Origin of the sequence: Bacteroides sp. MSK.18.37 (assembly GCF_019129155.2) — a bacterium.
Taxonomy (GTDB): Bacteria; Bacteroidota; Bacteroidia; order Bacteroidales; family Bacteroidaceae; genus Bacteroides; species Bacteroides ovatus.
Genome location: NZ_JAHOIB020000001.1, coordinates 3,946,946 through 3,964,679 on the forward strand (window position 1 = coordinate 3,946,946; position 17,734 = coordinate 3,964,679).

10 protein-coding genes are annotated in these 17,734 nt (G+C 41.5%); all 10 read left to right on the top strand.

Annotated elements, in window-relative coordinates; genetic code table 11:
* The first annotated feature begins 18 nt into the window (after nucleotides 1–18).
* The 10 genes from KSX81_RS15270 to KSX81_RS15315 all read left to right on the top strand — a co-directional run bounded on the left by KSX81_RS15270 (nucleotide 19) and on the right by KSX81_RS15315 (nucleotide 17,725).
* The gene (locus KSX81_RS15270; protein WP_004324621.1) at nucleotides 19–1,872 is read left to right on the top strand and encodes a phosphodiester glycosidase family protein; all 1,854 of its coding nucleotides are present in this window, start codon (nucleotides 19–21) and stop codon (nucleotides 1,870–1,872) included.
* Between the two features lie 44 nt (nucleotides 1,873–1,916).
* On the top strand, nucleotides 1,917–2,936 hold the full coding sequence (locus KSX81_RS15275) for a phosphodiester glycosidase family protein (protein ID WP_004322169.1): 1,020 nt from the start codon (nucleotides 1,917–1,919) through the stop codon (nucleotides 2,934–2,936).
* A gap of 271 nt (nucleotides 2,937–3,207) precedes the next feature.
* Complete coding sequence (gene rhaB / locus KSX81_RS15280) at nucleotides 3,208–4,668, top strand: rhamnulokinase (protein ID WP_217725410.1); 1,461 nt, start codon at nucleotides 3,208–3,210, stop codon at nucleotides 4,666–4,668.
* A 46-nt stretch (nucleotides 4,669–4,714) separates the two neighbouring features.
* A complete protein-coding gene (locus KSX81_RS15285) occupies nucleotides 4,715–5,971 on the top strand; it encodes an L-rhamnose isomerase (RefSeq protein ID WP_004299875.1) in 1,257 nt (418 codons plus the stop codon).
* Between the two features lie 3 nt (nucleotides 5,972–5,974).
* The gene (rhaT, locus tag KSX81_RS15290; protein ID WP_004304992.1) at nucleotides 5,975–6,994 is read left to right on the top strand and encodes an L-rhamnose/proton symporter RhaT; all 1,020 of its coding nucleotides are present in this window, start codon (nucleotides 5,975–5,977) and stop codon (nucleotides 6,992–6,994) included.
* A 93-nt stretch (nucleotides 6,995–7,087) separates the two neighbouring features.
* Nucleotides 7,088–7,897: a rhamnulose-1-phosphate aldolase gene (rhaD, locus tag KSX81_RS15295; protein ID WP_217725409.1), complete on the top strand. Its 810-nt coding sequence runs from the start codon at nucleotides 7,088–7,090 to the stop codon at nucleotides 7,895–7,897.
* A gap of 19 nt (nucleotides 7,898–7,916) precedes the next feature.
* Nucleotides 7,917–9,071, top strand: a complete 1,155-nt coding sequence (gene fucO / locus KSX81_RS15300; RefSeq protein WP_004304988.1) for a lactaldehyde reductase — start codon at nucleotides 7,917–7,919, stop codon at nucleotides 9,069–9,071.
* A gap of 144 nt (nucleotides 9,072–9,215) precedes the next feature.
* On the top strand, nucleotides 9,216–10,115 hold the full coding sequence (locus KSX81_RS15305) for an AraC family transcriptional regulator (protein WP_004304986.1): 900 nt from the start codon (nucleotides 9,216–9,218) through the stop codon (nucleotides 10,113–10,115).
* Between the two features lie 111 nt (nucleotides 10,116–10,226).
* Nucleotides 10,227–14,252, top strand: a complete 4,026-nt coding sequence (locus KSX81_RS15310; protein WP_217725408.1) for an ATP-binding protein — start codon at nucleotides 10,227–10,229, stop codon at nucleotides 14,250–14,252.
* A gap of 335 nt (nucleotides 14,253–14,587) precedes the next feature.
* The gene (locus KSX81_RS15315) at nucleotides 14,588–17,725 is read left to right on the top strand and encodes a SusC/RagA family TonB-linked outer membrane protein (protein ID WP_004322162.1); all 3,138 of its coding nucleotides are present in this window, start codon (nucleotides 14,588–14,590) and stop codon (nucleotides 17,723–17,725) included.
* Nucleotides 17,726–17,734 lie beyond the last annotated feature (9 nt).

Genomic DNA, 17,734 nt, shown 5'->3' on the forward strand with positions numbered 1-17,734 from the left:
TTTTAAATGGAGAAAATAATGAAAATGAAATATTTATATATGTCTTTTCTATTGGCGTTAGTCTATAGTTGTAGTGACTCTGGAGATAATTCAGATTATAGCGAAATGTTGAAAAAAGATTTCAACCAAGAAATTAAATGGGATGTGGATTCATTGGCTCTTATGAGAGCATCTTGGGAAAAAACGGATTTAGGTAACGGGGCAGCTGTTTGTACGGCACAAGCGAGCATGTGGGGGACTACCCAAAGCGTTTCTTATGTGGTATATCCGACGACTATGTTTTCTACCAGAGTTGCTGTATGTGATACTCCTGCCAAAACTAGTATGATTGCTAAAGATAAAAAAGCATTGTTTGCTATCAATGGCAGTTATTCTATTTCCGGAAATCCGTCTACATTTACTATGGTGGATAAGGTGGTGAAGGTTGCGTCTACGATCGAATCTGCCAGTAAAGTGAACGGAGTGATTGCTATTGATGCGGAAGGTTCTGTAGATGTGAAGTCTTGTACGTTTTCAGATTATACGGATGTGGAAGATGAATATGAATCAGCTTTAGCATCAGGTCCAATGTTACTTATGGAAGGGAAAGTGTGTTCGTTTCCTCAAGATGCTATTTATACACAACGTATGGCTCGGTCTGTGATTGGGATAACTGCTCAGGGAAAAATGATGCTGCTTACTATTGATGGTGCTATAACGGGAAATGCTGATGGTGCAACACTTGAGGAGGCAGCTTTTATTGCCAAAACATTGGGGATGAAGAATGCGGTTTGTTTGGCTGACGGAAGTTCTTCCACGCTATGGACATCAGGTAAAGGCGTAGTGAATCATCCGGTTGGAAATGGACAGTATGATCATGAAGGCGAAGGTACAGTGTCTACTGTGATCTATGTTGCAGCTTCTTCTTTATTTGACGGTGGTGATGGAACGGTTGATAATCCTTATTTGATTAGCAATAGGAATCATATGAGGAACATGATGTCTGTTGTAGAACTTGATAAAACTTATTATTTCGAAATGACGAATGATGTTGATATGACTGGCATTGACTGGAAACCGCTGAATACGGGTGAGCCTGTTGACCGTTTTGATATAAAGATTCATTTTGATGGTAAGGGACATACGATTAGAAATTTACATTGTGAGATCAGTTCTCGGTACGCCAGTTTCTTTGGGGTAATGAATGGTTCATGTCGTAATGTGCGCTTTGAAAATGCGGAAGTTATTGGATATGGTTCTTCTTGTACGGGTATTGTTGCCGGTTATTTGGGAACAAATGCTTTGGAGTGTTTGATTGAAAATGTATATGTGTCTGGTACTGTAAGTGGCATACAGCAAGTGGGTGGTATTGGTGGCATTTTTGCTAAAGGTACTGTACGGAATTGTTATGCAGATGTAAAAGTAATCGGGTCTTCTCGTGCCGGTGGTATTGTTGCTGAACCAAGGAATGCTGTAGTTGTTGAAAACTGTTTTGCGACAGGAACTCTTTATAGTACAGGAAATGCAGGTGGTATTGCCGGAGGACTTAATGGCAATAATCCTACAATAAAAGGTTGTATCGCTTGGAATGAACAGATTGATGGTGAACCTGTATCAGGACGTGTTATTGGATGGCAGTCAAATACCTATACGAAGGCTACGGATTGTTATGCGAAAAAAGATATGATTATCGCATGGGGACCCAACAAAGGTATGACGGGGGCCGATGCTAATACTGCCGGAACTTATGATTGGGGTAACAATAAAACTGCAATTTGCCATGGTATTACTACGGAAAATAGTGTAGATGCTGCTAAGAAAATAGGTTGGTCTACAGATATATGGGATCTTTCAGGCGTAACTCCATTATTGAAATCTTTTAATGATAAGTAATGATACGAATAGGGAATCTATATGTTTATTTAAAAAATTATATTATGAAGTTTACGAAGTTAACAATTGCTTTTTTATCCGTATTTTTTTGTCTAGTTGTCGCTTGTGGAAGTGATGGGATCAATGATGACCCCAAAACACCGGATGTTACAGAGCCGGTAACACCAAATGAACCGGACGAACCGGACAACCCTTCCGTTGTAAAAGTTCCGACTCTACAGAAGAATGTCCAAGATGAATGGAAAATTGATTCTATCGATGATGGTTTTATTTATTATAACTATGAACGGTATGACGATGTGAGTAAGGCTCAACAGATTGTAAATGTGCTGGAAATTGATTTACTTTCCAATAAGTACAAAGTTGAATTTACATATAATAATGGAGATTCTCTTTCAACTACAGCACAAGTACGTGGGGCTATTGGTGGTATTAATGGTGGGTATGAACAGGAAGCTATTTATATTCGTATCAATGGAACTAATATCTCTGAAGTGACACTACCGGAGGGACATTTACGATACTGGAAACATGATGGTGCGCTTTATTCGGATGGAAAATCTGATATTGGAATTATATATGGCGGCAGAAATGGAAAGGCTGCAATTGATACATATAAACAACATTCTGCAAAGTATTTGTTAGCTAGTGCCCCCACACTGATTGACGATTACAATCCGTTAGGTGAAACTTTTGTTGGTAATTATACTATGGAACAATTGGAGTCTTTTGACTATGAAGATTATCGCAGACATCAAGGAGTACGTCATCCTCGTACGGTGGTTGCTGTGACAGAGGATAAAGATTTGTTGTTAGTCACTATTGATGGGCGCTGGGCTGGTAAGGCGGAAGGTATGAGCGCAAAAGAAGTAACCTTATTCCTCAAAAAGCATTTCAATCCTCAATATGCACTTAATATGGATGGTGGTGGATCTACTACTATGTATGTGAAGGGGAAAGGAGCGGCAAAAACAGATGTTGTCAATTATCCTACTGATAATGGAGTCTTTAACCACTATGGACAACGTCGTGTAACAACTCATATTATAGTAAAAAGAAAGTAGATCTTAATCATTTCATCATAAAATAGGTATTTTATATATTGTAAACGGTATAAATCCATTTAGCAAAGATGGCTTTATACCGTTTATTAGTACCTATACAGAGGTGTAGGGAAAATGTGAATCTGTTTATATTTGCAATTGTATTGTGTCTTTTGTCTTTTGTGTCAAAATGTATACCCTTTCAATCAAAATACATAAGGAAAAGGAGGAGGGAATCGCCTATCTTTGCCATGTAGGTAAATGGATACCTTAAATATATAGACAGAATACCATGAAACAAAACTTTTTTGCAGTCGACCTGGGCGCAACGAGCGGCCGTACAATCTTAGGAACTTTCATTGAAGGCGGATTAAATCTGGAAGAGATTAATCGCTTTCCTAACCACCTGGTTGAAGTAGGTGGACATTTCTATTGGGATATTTATGCATTATATCGTCATATTCTTGACGGGTTGAAGTTGGTTGCTCACCGTGGAGAGTCCATTGCTTCTATCGGTATCGATACCTGGGGAGTGGATTTTGTATGTGTCGGAAAAGACGGTAACTTGCTTCGCCAGCCTTATGCATATCGTGACCCGCATACAGTAGGAGCACCGGAGGCTCTTTTCTCCCGTATTTCCCGTAGCAAAGTGTATGGTAAAACGGGTATTCAGATTATGAATTTTAATTCACTTTTCCAATTAGATACTTTACGTCGCAATCACGACAGTGCGTTGGAGGCGGCAGATAAAATTCTGTTTATGCCGGATGCGTTGAGTTATATGCTTACCGGAGAGATGGTGACGGAATATACGATTGCTTCGACAGCGCAGCTGGTGAATGCACAGACACGCCGTTTGGAGCCGGAGCTGTTGAAAGCAGTCGGCTTGAGTGAAAAGAATTTCGGATGTTTTGTGTTCCCGGGCGAAAAGGTGGGAGTATTGACGGAAGAAGTGCAAAAGATAACCGGACTGGGGGCAATTCCTGTAATTGCAGTAGCCGGACATGATACCGGTTCTGCTGTTGCTGCCGTTCCGGCACTCGATCGTAACTTTGCTTATTTGAGTAGCGGAACCTGGTCACTGATGGGAGTTGAAACGGATGCTCCGGTGATTAATGCCGAAACGGAAGCGTTGAACTTTACCAATGAAGGTGGTGTGGAAGGAACTATCCGTCTATTGAAGAATATCTGTGGAATGTGGTTGCTGGAACGTTGCCGTCTGAATTGGGGAGATACAAGTTATCCTGAATTAATCAGTGAGGCGGATGCTTGTGAACCGTTCCGTAGTCTGATTAATCCGGATGATGACTGTTTCGCGAATCCTGCGGACATGGAAAAAACTATTACAGAATATTGCCGGGCTACCGGACAGTCGGTTCCCGAGAAACGCGGACAAGTAGTGCGTTGCATCTTTGAAAGTTTGGCTTTGCGTTATCGCCAGGTGTTGGAGAATTTGCGTTCACTTTCTCCCCGTCCGATTGAAACATTGCACGTGATTGGCGGAGGTAGCCGGAATGATTTGCTGAACCAGTTTACTGCCAATGCGATAGGAATTCCTGTGGTAGCCGGTCCATCTGAAGCAACAGCCATCGGTAATGTGATGATTCAGGCAATGGCAGCAGGTGAAGCAACGGATGTTGCCGGTATGCGCCAGTTAATCAACCGCTCTATCCCGTTGAAAACTTATCAGCCGCAAGATACGGAAGTTTGGGACGCGGCTTATATCCATTTTAAAAATTGCGTTCGGAAATAAATAGAACGATCGACAGAATAATCATTTTTAAAACTAATAGAATATCATGAAAAAAGAAGAACTGATTCAGAAAGCGTATGAAATTGCTGTGGAACGTTATGCAGCAGTAGGTGTAGACACCGAAAAAGTATTGAAAACTATGCAGGATTTTCATCTGTCACTTCACTGCTGGCAGGCTGATGACGTTGCAGGATTTGAAGTACAGGCCGGTTCATTGACCGGAGGTATCCAGGCAACCGGTAATTATCCGGGCAAAGCTCGTAACATTGATGAACTGCGTGCTGACATCTTGAAAGCTGCTTCTTATATCCCGGGTACTCATCGTTTGAACTTGCATGAAATCTATGGAGATTTCCAAGGTAAGGTGGTAGACCGTGACCAAGTGGAACCGGAACATTTCAAGAGTTGGATAGAATGGGGTAAAGAACATAACATGAAGCTCGATTTCAACTCTACCTCTTTCTCTCATCCGAAATCTGGTGACTTGTCACTTTCTAATCCTGATGAAGGTATCCGTCAATTCTGGATTGAACATACCAAACGCTGTCGTGCCGTTGCGGAAGAAATGGGTAAGGCACAGGGGGATCCGTGTATCATGAACCTTTGGGTGCATGACGGAAGCAAGGATATCACTGTAAACCGAATGAAATATCGTGCGTTGTTGAAAGATTCTTTGGATCAGATTTTCGCTACCGAATATAAGAATATGAAAGATTGTATCGAATCTAAGGTGTTCGGTATCGGCCTGGAAAGCTACACGGTAGGTTCTAATGACTTCTATATCGGTTACGGTGCTTCTCGCAATAAGATGATTACTTTGGATACCGGTCACTTCCACCCGACAGAAAGTGTAGCTGATAAAGTATCTTCATTATTGCTTTATGTTCCTGAATTGATGTTGCACGTAAGCCGTCCGGTTCGTTGGGATTCAGACCACGTAACTATCATGGATGACCCGACTATGGAACTGTTCAGCGAAATCGTTCGTTGCGGTGCTTTGGACCGTGTACATTATGGTCTTGACTATTTCGACGCATCTATCAACCGTATTGGCGCTTATGTGATTGGTAGCCGTGCAGCACAGAAATGTATGACTCGTGCTTTGCTCGAACCGATTGCGAAGTTGCGTGAATACGAAGCAAACGGACAGGGATTCCAGCGTCTGGCTCTGCTCGAAGAAGAAAAAGCGCTGCCTTGGAATGCAGTTTGGGATATGTTCTGCTTGAAGAATAATGTTCCTGTAGGTGAAGATTTCATCGCAGAAATCGAAAAGTACGAAGCCGAAGTAACTTCTAAACGATAAGTTATGGATATTTTAATCGGCTTATTGATTATAGCCATCGGTAGCTTTTGCCAGTCCAGTTCTTATGTGCCTATTAAAAAGGTAAAGGAATGGAGCTGGGAAAGCTTCTGGTTAATACAAGGTGTATTTGCCTGGTTAGTGTTCCCGTTTCTGGGTTCACTACTGGGTGTACCCCAAGAGAGCAGTTTGTTCGACTTGTGGGGAGCGGGAGGTGCTGGAATGAGCATCTTTTATGGTATATTGTGGGGAGTAGGAGGTTTGACTTTCGGACTTTCCATGCGCTATTTGGGGGTTGCACTGGGACAGAGTATCTCATTAGGGACTTGTGCCGGTTTCGGAACCCTTCTTCCGGCTCTTTTTGCAGGTACAAACTTGTTTGAAGGTAACGGGCTGATTCTTTTGTTGGGTGTTTGCATCACGTTGGCAGGTATTGCTATTATCGGGTATGCCGGTAGTTTGCGTGCGCAAAACATGAGCGAAGAAGAAAAACGTGCTGCTGTAAAAGACTTTGCATTGACAAAAGGGTTACTGGTTGCACTCCTGGCCGGTGTCATGAGTGCTTGCTTCGCTTTGGGACTGGATGCAGGAACACCTATCAAGGAAGCTGCCTTAGCCGGTGGAGTGGAAGGACTTTACGCCGGTCTCCCGGTGATTTTCCTGGTTACATTTGGCGGGTTCCTGACAAATGCAGTTTACTGCCTGCAACAGAATGTGGCTAATAAATCGATGGGTGACTATGCTAAAGGAAAAGTATGGGGCAATAATTTAGTTTTTTGTGCGTTGGCTGGCGTATTATGGTACATGCAGTTCTTCGGACTGGAAATGGGTAAGAGTTTCCTTACGGAGAGTCCGGTATTGTTGGCTTTCTCCTGGTGTATTTTGATGGCATTGAATGTCACATTTAGTAATGTTTGGGGAATTATTCTGAAAGAATGGAAAGGCGTGTCAAACAAGACCATAACTGTGCTGATAGCTGGTCTGATCGTACTTATCTTCTCATTAGTGTTCCCAAATTTGTTTTAAAAAATTTAGGTATGGATTACATGGATTACGCAGTTTTTTTATAACTTGCGACGAAATCAGTGTAATCCATGCCTAATTAAAATTATATATAGAATGAAATCAATTTTAGAGAATCGTCCGGGACTTGCCAAAGAAGTAAACAAGGTAGCAGAAGTTGCCGGATACTTGTGGCAGAAAGGATGGGCTGAACGTAACGGTGGTAATATCACTGTTAATATCACAGAGTTTGTAGACGATGAAATCCGTCAGATGAAACCGATCAGTGAAGTTAAATCTATCGGTGTGACTCTTCCTTATCTGAGAGGATGTTATTTCTATTGCAAGGGAACGAATAAGCGCATGCGTGATTTAGCTCGCTGGCCAATGGAGAATGGTTCGGTAATCCGTATTCTGGACGACTGTGCCAGCTACGTAATTATTGCGGACGAGGCTGTGGCTCCGACATCGGAATTGCCTTCTCACTTGAGTGTGCATAATGACCTGTTGAGTAAAAACTCTCCTTATAAAGCGTCTGTACATACACACCCGATTGAACTGATTGCCATGACACATTGCCCGAAGTTTCTGGAAAAAGATGTGGCTACCAATCTGTTGTGGAGTATGATTCCCGAAACAAAGGCATTCTGCCCGCGTGGTTTGGGTATCATTCCTTATAAATTGCCTAGTTCTGTAGAACTGGCGGAAGCTACCATCAAGGAATTGCAGGATTATGATGTTGTGATGTGGGAGAAACATGGTGTATTTGCAGTTGATTGCGATGCGATGCAGGCGTTCGATCAGATCGATGTACTTAATAAATCGGCTCTCATCTATATCGCAGCGAAAAATATGGGCTTCGAGCCGGATGGTATGAGTCAGGAACAGATGAAAGAAATGACTGTTGCTTTCAATCTGCCTAAATAAAACAACAAATAGCACAACCATGAATCGAATTATTTTAAACGAAACTTCTTACTTCGGTGCCGGATGCCGAAGTGTGATTGCTGTGGAAGCAGCTAGACGTGGCTTTAAGAAAGCCTTTTTTGTAACAGATAAAGACCTTATCAAGTTTGGTGTGGCTGCTGAAATCATTAAAGTATTTGATGAGAACCAGATTCCTTACGAACTTTATAGCGATGTAAAGGCTAACCCTACTATTGCAAATGTGCAAAACGGTGTGGCAGCTTACAAAGCTTCCGGAGCCGATTTTATCGTTGCTTTGGGTGGTGGCTCTTCTATCGATACTGCCAAAGGAATCGGTATTGTTGTGAATAACCCGGATTTTGCGGATGTGAAGTCTCTGGAAGGTGTAGCTGATACCAAACACAAAGCTGTACCTACCTTTGCACTGCCTACTACTGCCGGAACGGCTGCCGAGGTAACTATCAATTATGTGATTATTGATGAAGATGCCCGTAAGAAGATGGTTTGCGTAGACCCGAACGACATCCCTGCCGTGGCTATCGTAGACCCCGAACTGATGTACTCAATGCCGAAGGGGCTTACTGCCGCTACCGGTATGGATGCTTTGACGCATGCCATCGAAAGTTATATTACTCCCGGTGCCTGGGTAATGAGCGATATGTTCGAATTGAAGGCTATTGAGATGATTGCACAAAATCTGAAAGCAGCCGTAGACAATGGTAAAGATGTGGCAGCCCGCGAAGCAATGTCGCAGGCACAATATATTGCCGGTATGGGATTCTCGAATGTCGGTTTGGGAATAGTTCATTCAATGGCTCATCCGTTGGGTGCATTCTATGATACTCCTCACGGGGTAGCTAATGCCTTGCTGTTGCCGTATGTGATGGAATACAATGCTGAATCTCCGGCAGCTCCGAAATATATCCATATTGCGAAAGCAATGGGAGTGGACACTACCGGAATGAGTGAAGCGGAGGGCGTTAAAGCTGCTATTGAAGCTGTGAAAGCACTTTCTATCAGCATTAATATCCCACAGAAATTGCATGAAATCAATGTGAAAGAAGAAGACATTCCTGCATTGGCTGTAGCTGCTTTCAATGATGTTTGTACAGGTGGTAATCCTCGTCCTACTTCGGTAGCGGATATTGAAGCCTTGTATCATAAAGCATTCTAAATCTCGTCATAGTAAAGTTTGTTTTTATATAAACATCCGGGGATACTTGAAAGTACACTCCGGATGTTTTTTTATACCCTTGCATGTGTTTTCTGAAAATAATTCCTATTTTTGTCCAACTCAATTACATGAAAACACTCTGATATGATCGAGGATAATAGTTTGGGATTGGAATTTAAATATCTGATTGTAAATGACATGGACCGTAAATTCGGGCTGTGGGTGAATACCGTCGGCTATCAGTCTATCCCTCCTGATTCACCTTATCCATTGAAAGAGCATCCCTCCGGTTACTTTTTTAATGCGGAAAAAGGAAGGGTGCTTCGCGAATATCAGTTGGTCTATATCACAAAAGGGCGTGGTTTGTTTTCATCCGATTCCACTTCTGAAAAGCAGGTTTGTAAAGGCCGGCTGATGGTATTGTTTCCCGGGCAATGGCATACTTACCGCCCGTTACGGCAGACTGGTTGGACGGAATATTACATCGGCTTTGAGGGGCCAATGATAGATGCCATCGTTAATGATGCTTTTTTGTCGCAGGAGCAGCAAATATTGGAAATCGGTATTAATGAAGAGTTGGTTTCCTTGTTCTCCCGTGCTCTTGCTGTAGCTGAAGCGGATAAGATTTCCGCGCAACAATATCTTTCCGGGATTGTGCTCCACATGATAGGTATGATTCTTTCTGTCTCCAAGAATAAAGTTTTCGAGATGAGTGATGTGGATCAGAAGATAGAACAGGCGAAAATCATCATGAATGAAAATGTTTCCGGTAATGTAGATCCGGAAGAGTTAGCAATGCGGCTTAACATCAGTTATTCATGGTTTCGACGTGTTTTCAAGGAGTATACTGGTTATGCTCCTGCCAAATATTTCCAGGAATTGAAACTCCGTAAAGCCAAACAAATGTTAGTAGGAACTTCCCAATCAGTGAAAGAGATTTCTTTTTTTCTGGGTTTCCAGTCTACTGAATATTTTTTCTCTTTTTTCAAGAAACGTACAGGGCTTACCCCGTTGGAATATCGTTCGTTCGGACGGGAAGAATAAAATAGGGTGAAGTCTATATCTATCAGTTATTTTGCTCTGATTTTGGGAATATCATAAAAACTGTTACTTTTGTGACGAGATTAATGTGTGCTATAAACCATCATTCTTGATATGCGCGAACAAAGACTATCTAAGATCCATTTTTTTATTCTGCTATCTCTTTTTGGATTTGTATTTCCACTCCGGTCACAGGAATACAAGTTCAGAACATTGGGTGTGGAAGATGGATTGTCGCAAATAACGGTGAGCGATATTTGCCAGGATGAGAAATCGCGTATATGGATTGCCACTTTGGACGGGCTGAATTGTTTCGATGGCAATCACATCAAAGTCTTCAACCACTTTCATAACGACTCTATCAGTTATGGTAATTTATATGTGACTCAAATGGTGGAAGACGGTCAGGGAAGTCTTTTCCTGTTGACCTCTACCGGACTTTTCCAGTTCGACCTTGAAACAGAAAAATATTATATTCTTCCGGTGACTTCTCCCTCCACTCTTGCCAAAGGAAAGACGGGAGTGTGGATTGCAGAAGGAGGGAAACTGTTCTTATACGATAAGAATACCCGCCTCTTGAAACCGATGTATGCCGATTTGCAGCTGCCGGATAGTGGCCCGACGATGGTGGAAGGTTCCGAAGGAAGTCTCTGGATTGCTTTGAAAGAGGGTGGGGTGATGCGTGTAGATACTTGCGGATCGATGTCACTTCACTTGCCCGGAATTAAAGTGATGAAACTGATAAAAAGTAACGACCAGAATATCTGGATTGGTTCGCAGGATCAGGGCGTTTTCTGTTTTTCACCTCAAGGTACGATCATACATCACTATGAATATAATGATAAGAGTGTTTACACGGTTCGGGACGATATGGCGAGAGCGTTATGTCAGGATTTGGAAGGGAATATATGGGTAGGCTACAGAAGTGGATTGAGTAAGATTGAAGTGGCTACCGGGAAAATATTCCATTATCAGGCTGATCCTAACCGGGTGGGTGCTATGTCCAATCGTTCGGTGACGTCTCTTTATACCGACAAACAAGGAACTGTTTGGGTGGGGACTTATTGGGGAGGGGTAAACTTCTTCTCTCCGGAATATCAGCATTTTGTGCATTATCATGCTTCGGACACCGGATTGTCTTTTCCGGTGGTCGGTGCTATGGCAGAAGATAAAGTCGGAAATATCTGGATTTGTACGGAAGGAGGGGGATTAGATTTATATCAACCGGAACAGGGAAAGTTCAAGCATTTTAATGCGCATACGGGATATCATTTCAGTACGGACTACCTGAAAGATGTTGTTTTTGATGAGGCTAATAATTGCTTATGGATTGCAGCCGACTTTACCAATAAGGTGAATTGTTTTCATCTTAATAACTATCGGAATGATATCTATAATCTCGAACCGCTTGGAGAAGAAAGTGTAGGAGAAGCCCTGTTTGCCTTGGCGGATACTCCTCGTGAATTGTATGTCGGGACAACATCCGCTATTGTGAGTTTGGATAAACAGACCTTGAAATCCGAGGTGTTGTTTCATCAGAAGGAACTGTTTACACATAATTATAACACCCTATTGCTTGATTCGAAAAACAGATTATGGTTTGCTGCCGACGACGGTTGTGTAGCCTATGTGATTGATGAAAAGCGGTTTGAAACCTATAGGATAAGTCTGAAGAAACGGGTCAGATCTCAAAAAGAGTTGGTCAATGTTATCTATGAAGATCGAAGGGGAAACATTTGGGTCGGAACACATGGCAACGGGCTTTTCTTGTTGGATAAGAAAGATCGATTGTTTCGTTTGCATACTCCTGAAAGCGTATTGTCGGGAGAAAATATCAGAGTATTGGGTGAAACTCCTTCCGGGAATTTATTGATTGGTACCGGACATGGATTGTCTGTGTTAGAACAGAAAGACGGGAAAGTGATAAACTTCAATTCTAAAACAGGATTTCCGCTGACTCTTGTTAATAGGAAATCCATGCATGTATCCCGCAATCATGATATTTATATGGGAGGAGCTACCGGACTGGTTGCCATTCGTGAAAGTAGTTTGTCCTATCCTCCGAAAATATATGATTTGGAGTTGGCTCATTTGTATGTCAATAATAAAGAGATTATCACAGGCGATCAAACCGGCATCCTAAATAAGTCCTTTGCCTATACCGACCGGATTAAATTGAATTATTTGCAGAATGTGTTTTCTATCGGTTTCTCGACAGACAACTTTCTGCACATTGGCGGTGGTGAGGTAGAATACCGGTTGATAGGTTCTAATGACGAATGGAGTGAGAATCGTTTGGGGAATGACATTACCTATACAAATATATCTCCGGGCGATTATGTTTTTGAGATCAGATTGAAGAACTTTCCGGAAGTAATCAGATCTCTTCATATAACGATCACACCACCTTTTTATGCCACCTGGTGGGCCTATACAATTTATGTATGTGTGATTCTGACGATTCTATTCTTTGTGGTGAGAGAATATAGAATTCGACTGTTCTTGAAAACATCATTGGATTTTGAACTTCGTGAGAAACAATATATTGAAGAAATGAACCAATCTAAACTGCGTTTCTTCACTAATATCTCACATGAAATCAGAACCCCTATTACCCTTATCCTGGGGCAGGTTGATCTGTTGTTGAATTCCGGTAAGTTGTCTACGTATGCTTATTCGAAATTACTGAATATACATAAAAATGCCGGTAACCTGAAATCATTGATAACGGAGTTGCTTGATTTCCGGAAACAGGAGCAGGGACTTTTGAAACTGAAAGTTTCTCAATTTGATTTATATTCTTTACTCAAAGAGCATTATGTATTGTTCAAAGAATTGGCAGCTAACAGGAATATTTCGTTTGTTTTGCATGCTGACTGTGAGCAATGCCTCGTGTGGGGAGATCGTATGCAATTGCAGAAAGTGGTTAATAACCTGCTGTCGAATGCTTTTAAATATACTTCAGACGGTGGAAGTATCAGTATGGAATTGGCTGATGGAGCGGATGAATGTATGTTTTCCGTTTCAGACAATGGGGCAGGAATATCCGAGGAAGATTACGTGAAGATATTCGAGCGGTTCTATCAGGCCGAGAATATCGGACAGTATGGAGGAACGGGTATCGGGCTGGCTTTAAGTCAGGGAATTGTGAAAGCTCATCAGGGAGATATAACTGTAGAAAGCCAGTTGGGGAAAGGTTCATGCTTTAAGGTCACTCTGAAGAAAGGAGATGCTCACTTTGATTCTTCTGTTTCCCGGATTGAACCGGAGCAGGATAAGGAATATATTTATTATTCGGAAGATAAAGAACTATTGGTTAAGGAGGTACAGACGGCTCAAAGTGAGAGTGGGACTACTGACTGCAAGCTGTTGGTTATTGATGATAATGAAGAAATCAGAAATATCCTTGTAGATATCTTTTCTCCATTGTACACGGTTGAAACTGCAAGTGATGGTGAGGAAGGGTATGAGAAAGTAAAGATGATGCAACCTGATCTGGTTATTTCGGATATTATGATGCCCGGAATGCCCGGAACGGAATTGTGTGCCAAAATTAAGAACAATATTGAAACTTGTCATATCCCTGTCGTTCTTCTGACTGCCCTTAGTGCGCCCGAACGTGAGTTGGAAGGATTGAGAATTGGAGCGGATATTTATGTGGTGAAGCCGTTTAATATGCGGCGGCTGGTGATGCAATGCAATAATCTGATTAATACCCGCAGACTTTTACAGAATAAATATGCCCATCAGCTGGATAGCAAAGCGGAGAAGATTGCAACGAATGAACTCGATCAGAGGTTTATCGAACAAGCGACGCAGGTAGTGGAAGATAATATGGAAAATCCCGAATTCAGTGTAGATGTCTTCTCACGTGAGATGGGGGTGGGACGTACTGTCTTATTCCAGAAGATAAAAGGTATCACGGGAAGTACGCCAAATAATTTTATCATGAATCTGCGTCTGAAAAAAGCGGCATATTTTCTGCAGAATTCTCCGGAAATGAATATATCGGATATTGCTTACCGGTTAGGATTTGGAAATCCTCAATACTTCAATAAATGCTTTAAAGAACTTTTTGATATTGCTCCTACGCAATACCGAAAAGCTCATAATACCTCCTCCGAACCCTCTGTGAAGTGATTAAAATAAGTCATCTGAATTTTTAGACTAGATAAAACGAACAATTCGATAGGGTGCAATATATTCAAATGCGATACTTTTGTGGCGTTGGATAATGCCAGCTTGTACTTGAGTTTTCTTTGGTTAGGTGTGTCCGCACACACTTTTATTTGGTAGACCGGGTGCTGTGTAATCTTTATTCTAATATAATAATTATTGTGTAGTATTATGAAAGACAAATATCCATGTAGTAAATAAAAGATAGCATCTTATTGGAGAGAATCAATATATTTTTCCCAATTAATTAAGTAGTGAGTAAAACCTTGATAATTAACCAATTTAATTTTATTCTAGTTATGAAAAATTTGCAGAGTAGGACAAAAGTGCGGTTGCTTCAGTCGTTCCTTTTGATTTCCTTGAGTCTCTTTTTCCTTGTCAATCCGGCTTATGCTCAAGGCGGGTTTGCAGTGAAGGGAGTTATTGTGGATAAAACAGGATTTCCTTTGCCTGGCGCCAATGTGATGGAAAAGGGAACATCTAATGGAACAATTACAGATTTAGATGGTAATTTCTCATTGAATGTTTCGAAGAAGGGAGTTACTTTGACTGTATCATTCATGGGATATACCCCTAAAGATGTGGTAGTGAAAGATAAAACAATGAATATTACGCTTGAAGAGAACTCTAAGTTATTGGACGAAGTAGTGGTGGTGGGTTACGGTACGATGAAAAAGCGTGATGTAACAGGAGCTATTACTTCCATCTCAAGCGAGGCCATTGAGCAAAAAATGGCTACTAATGTTTTTGAAGCACTGCAAGGTACTACTGCCGGTGTACAGGTGGTGTCCGGTTCCGGACAGCCCGGTGAATCTTCTTCTATCAAAATTCGTGGTACTTCCACGTTCTCTGCCGAAGGTGTGACTCCTCTTTATATTGTAGATGGTGTTCCTTTGGAAAGTATCGATGGTATCAATACCAATGATATTACTTCTATGGAGATTTTGAAGGATGCCGCTTCTGCAGCTATCTACGGTTCCCGTTCGGCGAACGGTGTGATTATTATCACTACCAAAAGTGGGCAGGAAGGTAAAGCTCGTATTGATATCAAGTATAATCACTCGTGGGGTACATTGTCTCACAAGGTTCCACAAGCAAACCGTAAAGAACGTTTGTTGTACGACCAGTATCGTAAAGAGTATTTTGAAACATACGGCGGAGGTAATCCGGATGAAAGTAGTGATATACTGAATGATCCGTTGAACTCTTTCTTTAATGTGGATAACGATTATCTGGACATGATTACAAGCACTGCACAAAAAGATCAGGTGGATATCAGTGTAGGTGGTGGTACAAAGAAACTGAAATATTTCATCAATACCGGTTATTATAATGAGAAAGGTATTATTTCCAATACAGGTTTCCAGAGATTAAATACTCGTATCAACTCCGATTATTCACCGACAGACTGGATGAATATGGGTAGCCGTATTTCTTTGACTTATTCTAAAAAGAAAGGTCTGAATGAAGGTACTTTATTGAGCGCAGTGTTGACTCGTCGTCCTTATTTCAATACTTATTATCCGGATGGCTCTTTGGTCGGAGTGTTTAACGGTCAGAAGAACCCTATTGCGCAGGTCAATTATACCACCGACTTTACTGATTCTTATAAGGCTAACTTCTTCCAGTTCTTTGAAATCAAATTCAACAAGTATTTGAAGTTTAGAGCTAATATTAATGCCAACTTCTATCTGGATAAACGCAAAAAACTCGAACCGAGTCTTATCACCGATGAATGGCAGAAACAGAATAAAGGTTATTCTTATAATTACCTGAACTGGAACTGGATGAATGAAGACATCCTTACTTATGCACGCAAAATAAAAGATCATAATTTTACGGCCATGGTAGGTGTTAGTGCACAGCAGTGGCGTTATGAAAACGAAACATTTGTGGGGATAAACTCGTCTACAGATTTTATCTATACAATGAATGCTTTTGCTGCAAACCTGGATTTGTCATCTACAGGCTCCACATTAAGCAATCACTCTATGGCTTCCATTTTTGCCCGTGTGACTTATGATTATAAAGGAAGATATTTGCTCAATGCCATTATGCGTCGTGACGGTTCTTCTCGTTTTGCCAAAGAGAACAAATGGGGTAATTTCCCTTCCGTATCTGTGGGATGGCGCTTCTCGGATGAGAAATTCATGAAATTTTCGAAAAAGTTTCTCGAAGATGGTAAGATCCGTGCAAGTTTCGGTATCACGGGTAACGAAGCAATCGGCAATTACGACTATATCTACTCTTATTCTCCGAATTCTATTTATGACGGAGTGGGTGGCGTTATTCCGACTCGTATCGGTAAAGACAATCTGAAATGGGAGGAAACTAAACAATTCAACCTTGGTCTGGACTTGAATTTCTGGAATAGCCGTTTGACAGTCACTGCCGATTATTACGATAAATATACAGACGGTTTGCTGGCAAACTACCAATTGCCTAAAGAATCTGGTTTTGCATATATGAAAACCAATGTCGGTGAAATGAGTAACCGAGGCTTTGAAATAGCTGTTACCGGTGATATTATCCGCACGAAGGACTGGAAGTGGAATGCTTCTTTCAATATCTCCAGAAACATCAACCGTATTGAGAAGCTGTCTGAAGGTAAGGCATATATGGAAGGTGATATCTGGTGGATGCAGGAAGGTGGCCGTGTGGGTGACTTCTACGGATTTAAAAGCGCCGGTGTCTTTGCATACGACGAATCGAATGCTTTCACTGATAAATGGGAACAACTGACTCCGGTGTTTGAGAATGGTGTATTTCAGTACAAATATTTGTTGGATGGAAAAGAATATACAGGTAATATTCGTCAGAAGACGTTGCCGAACGGCAAACCGTTCCGTGGTGGAGATTACAACTGGGAGGAACCGGAAGGAGCCCGTGATGGTGTGATTGATGATAATGACCGTATGGTGATCGGTAATGCCATGCCTGATGTAACTGGTGGTTTGAATACAACGGTGACTTGGAAGAATTTGAGTTTATACTTAGGATTCTATTATTCATTGGGAGGACAGATTTATAATGCAGCCGAACATAATCGTAATATGTTCAAATACACCGGAACTACTCCTTCACCGGAAGTCATCCATAATATGTGGTTGCATCCGGGTGACCAGGCAATCTATCCGCGTCCGTATAATGATGATTACAACAATGCCCGTATGGGTAACTCGTTCTATCTGGAAGATGCTTCATTTATTCGTTTGCAGAACATACGTGTAGCATACGATCTTCCTGAAAACTGGATAAAGAAGCTGATGTTGAAGAATATAAATATCTACGCTTTTGTAAACAACGCCTTGACATGGACCAACTATTCGGGATTCGATCCTGAATTCTCTACCAACAATCCTCTGCAGGTAGGTAAAGACTCTTACCGTTATCCGAGAAAGAGAGAATATGGTATTGGTTTTTCTGCAAACTTTTAATTGAAGATA

Coding starts and splice junctions, on each gene's coding strand:
- KSX81_RS15270 (WP_004324621.1), top strand. CDS start 19: ATGAAAATGAAATATTTATATATGTCTTTTCTATTGGCGTTAGTCTAT.
- KSX81_RS15275 (WP_004322169.1), top strand. CDS start 1,917: ATGAAGTTTACGAAGTTAACAATTGCTTTTTTATCCGTATTTTTTTGT.
- rhaB (WP_217725410.1), top strand. CDS start 3,208: ATGAAACAAAACTTTTTTGCAGTCGACCTGGGCGCAACGAGCGGCCGT.
- KSX81_RS15285 (WP_004299875.1), top strand. CDS start 4,715: ATGAAAAAAGAAGAACTGATTCAGAAAGCGTATGAAATTGCTGTGGAA.
- rhaT (WP_004304992.1), top strand. CDS start 5,975: ATGGATATTTTAATCGGCTTATTGATTATAGCCATCGGTAGCTTTTGC.
- rhaD (WP_217725409.1), top strand. CDS start 7,088: ATGAAATCAATTTTAGAGAATCGTCCGGGACTTGCCAAAGAAGTAAAC.
- fucO (WP_004304988.1), top strand. CDS start 7,917: ATGAATCGAATTATTTTAAACGAAACTTCTTACTTCGGTGCCGGATGC.
- KSX81_RS15305 (WP_004304986.1), top strand. CDS start 9,216: ATGATCGAGGATAATAGTTTGGGATTGGAATTTAAATATCTGATTGTA.
- KSX81_RS15310 (WP_217725408.1), top strand. CDS start 10,227: ATGCGCGAACAAAGACTATCTAAGATCCATTTTTTTATTCTGCTATCT.
- KSX81_RS15315 (WP_004322162.1), top strand. CDS start 14,588: ATGAAAAATTTGCAGAGTAGGACAAAAGTGCGGTTGCTTCAGTCGTTC.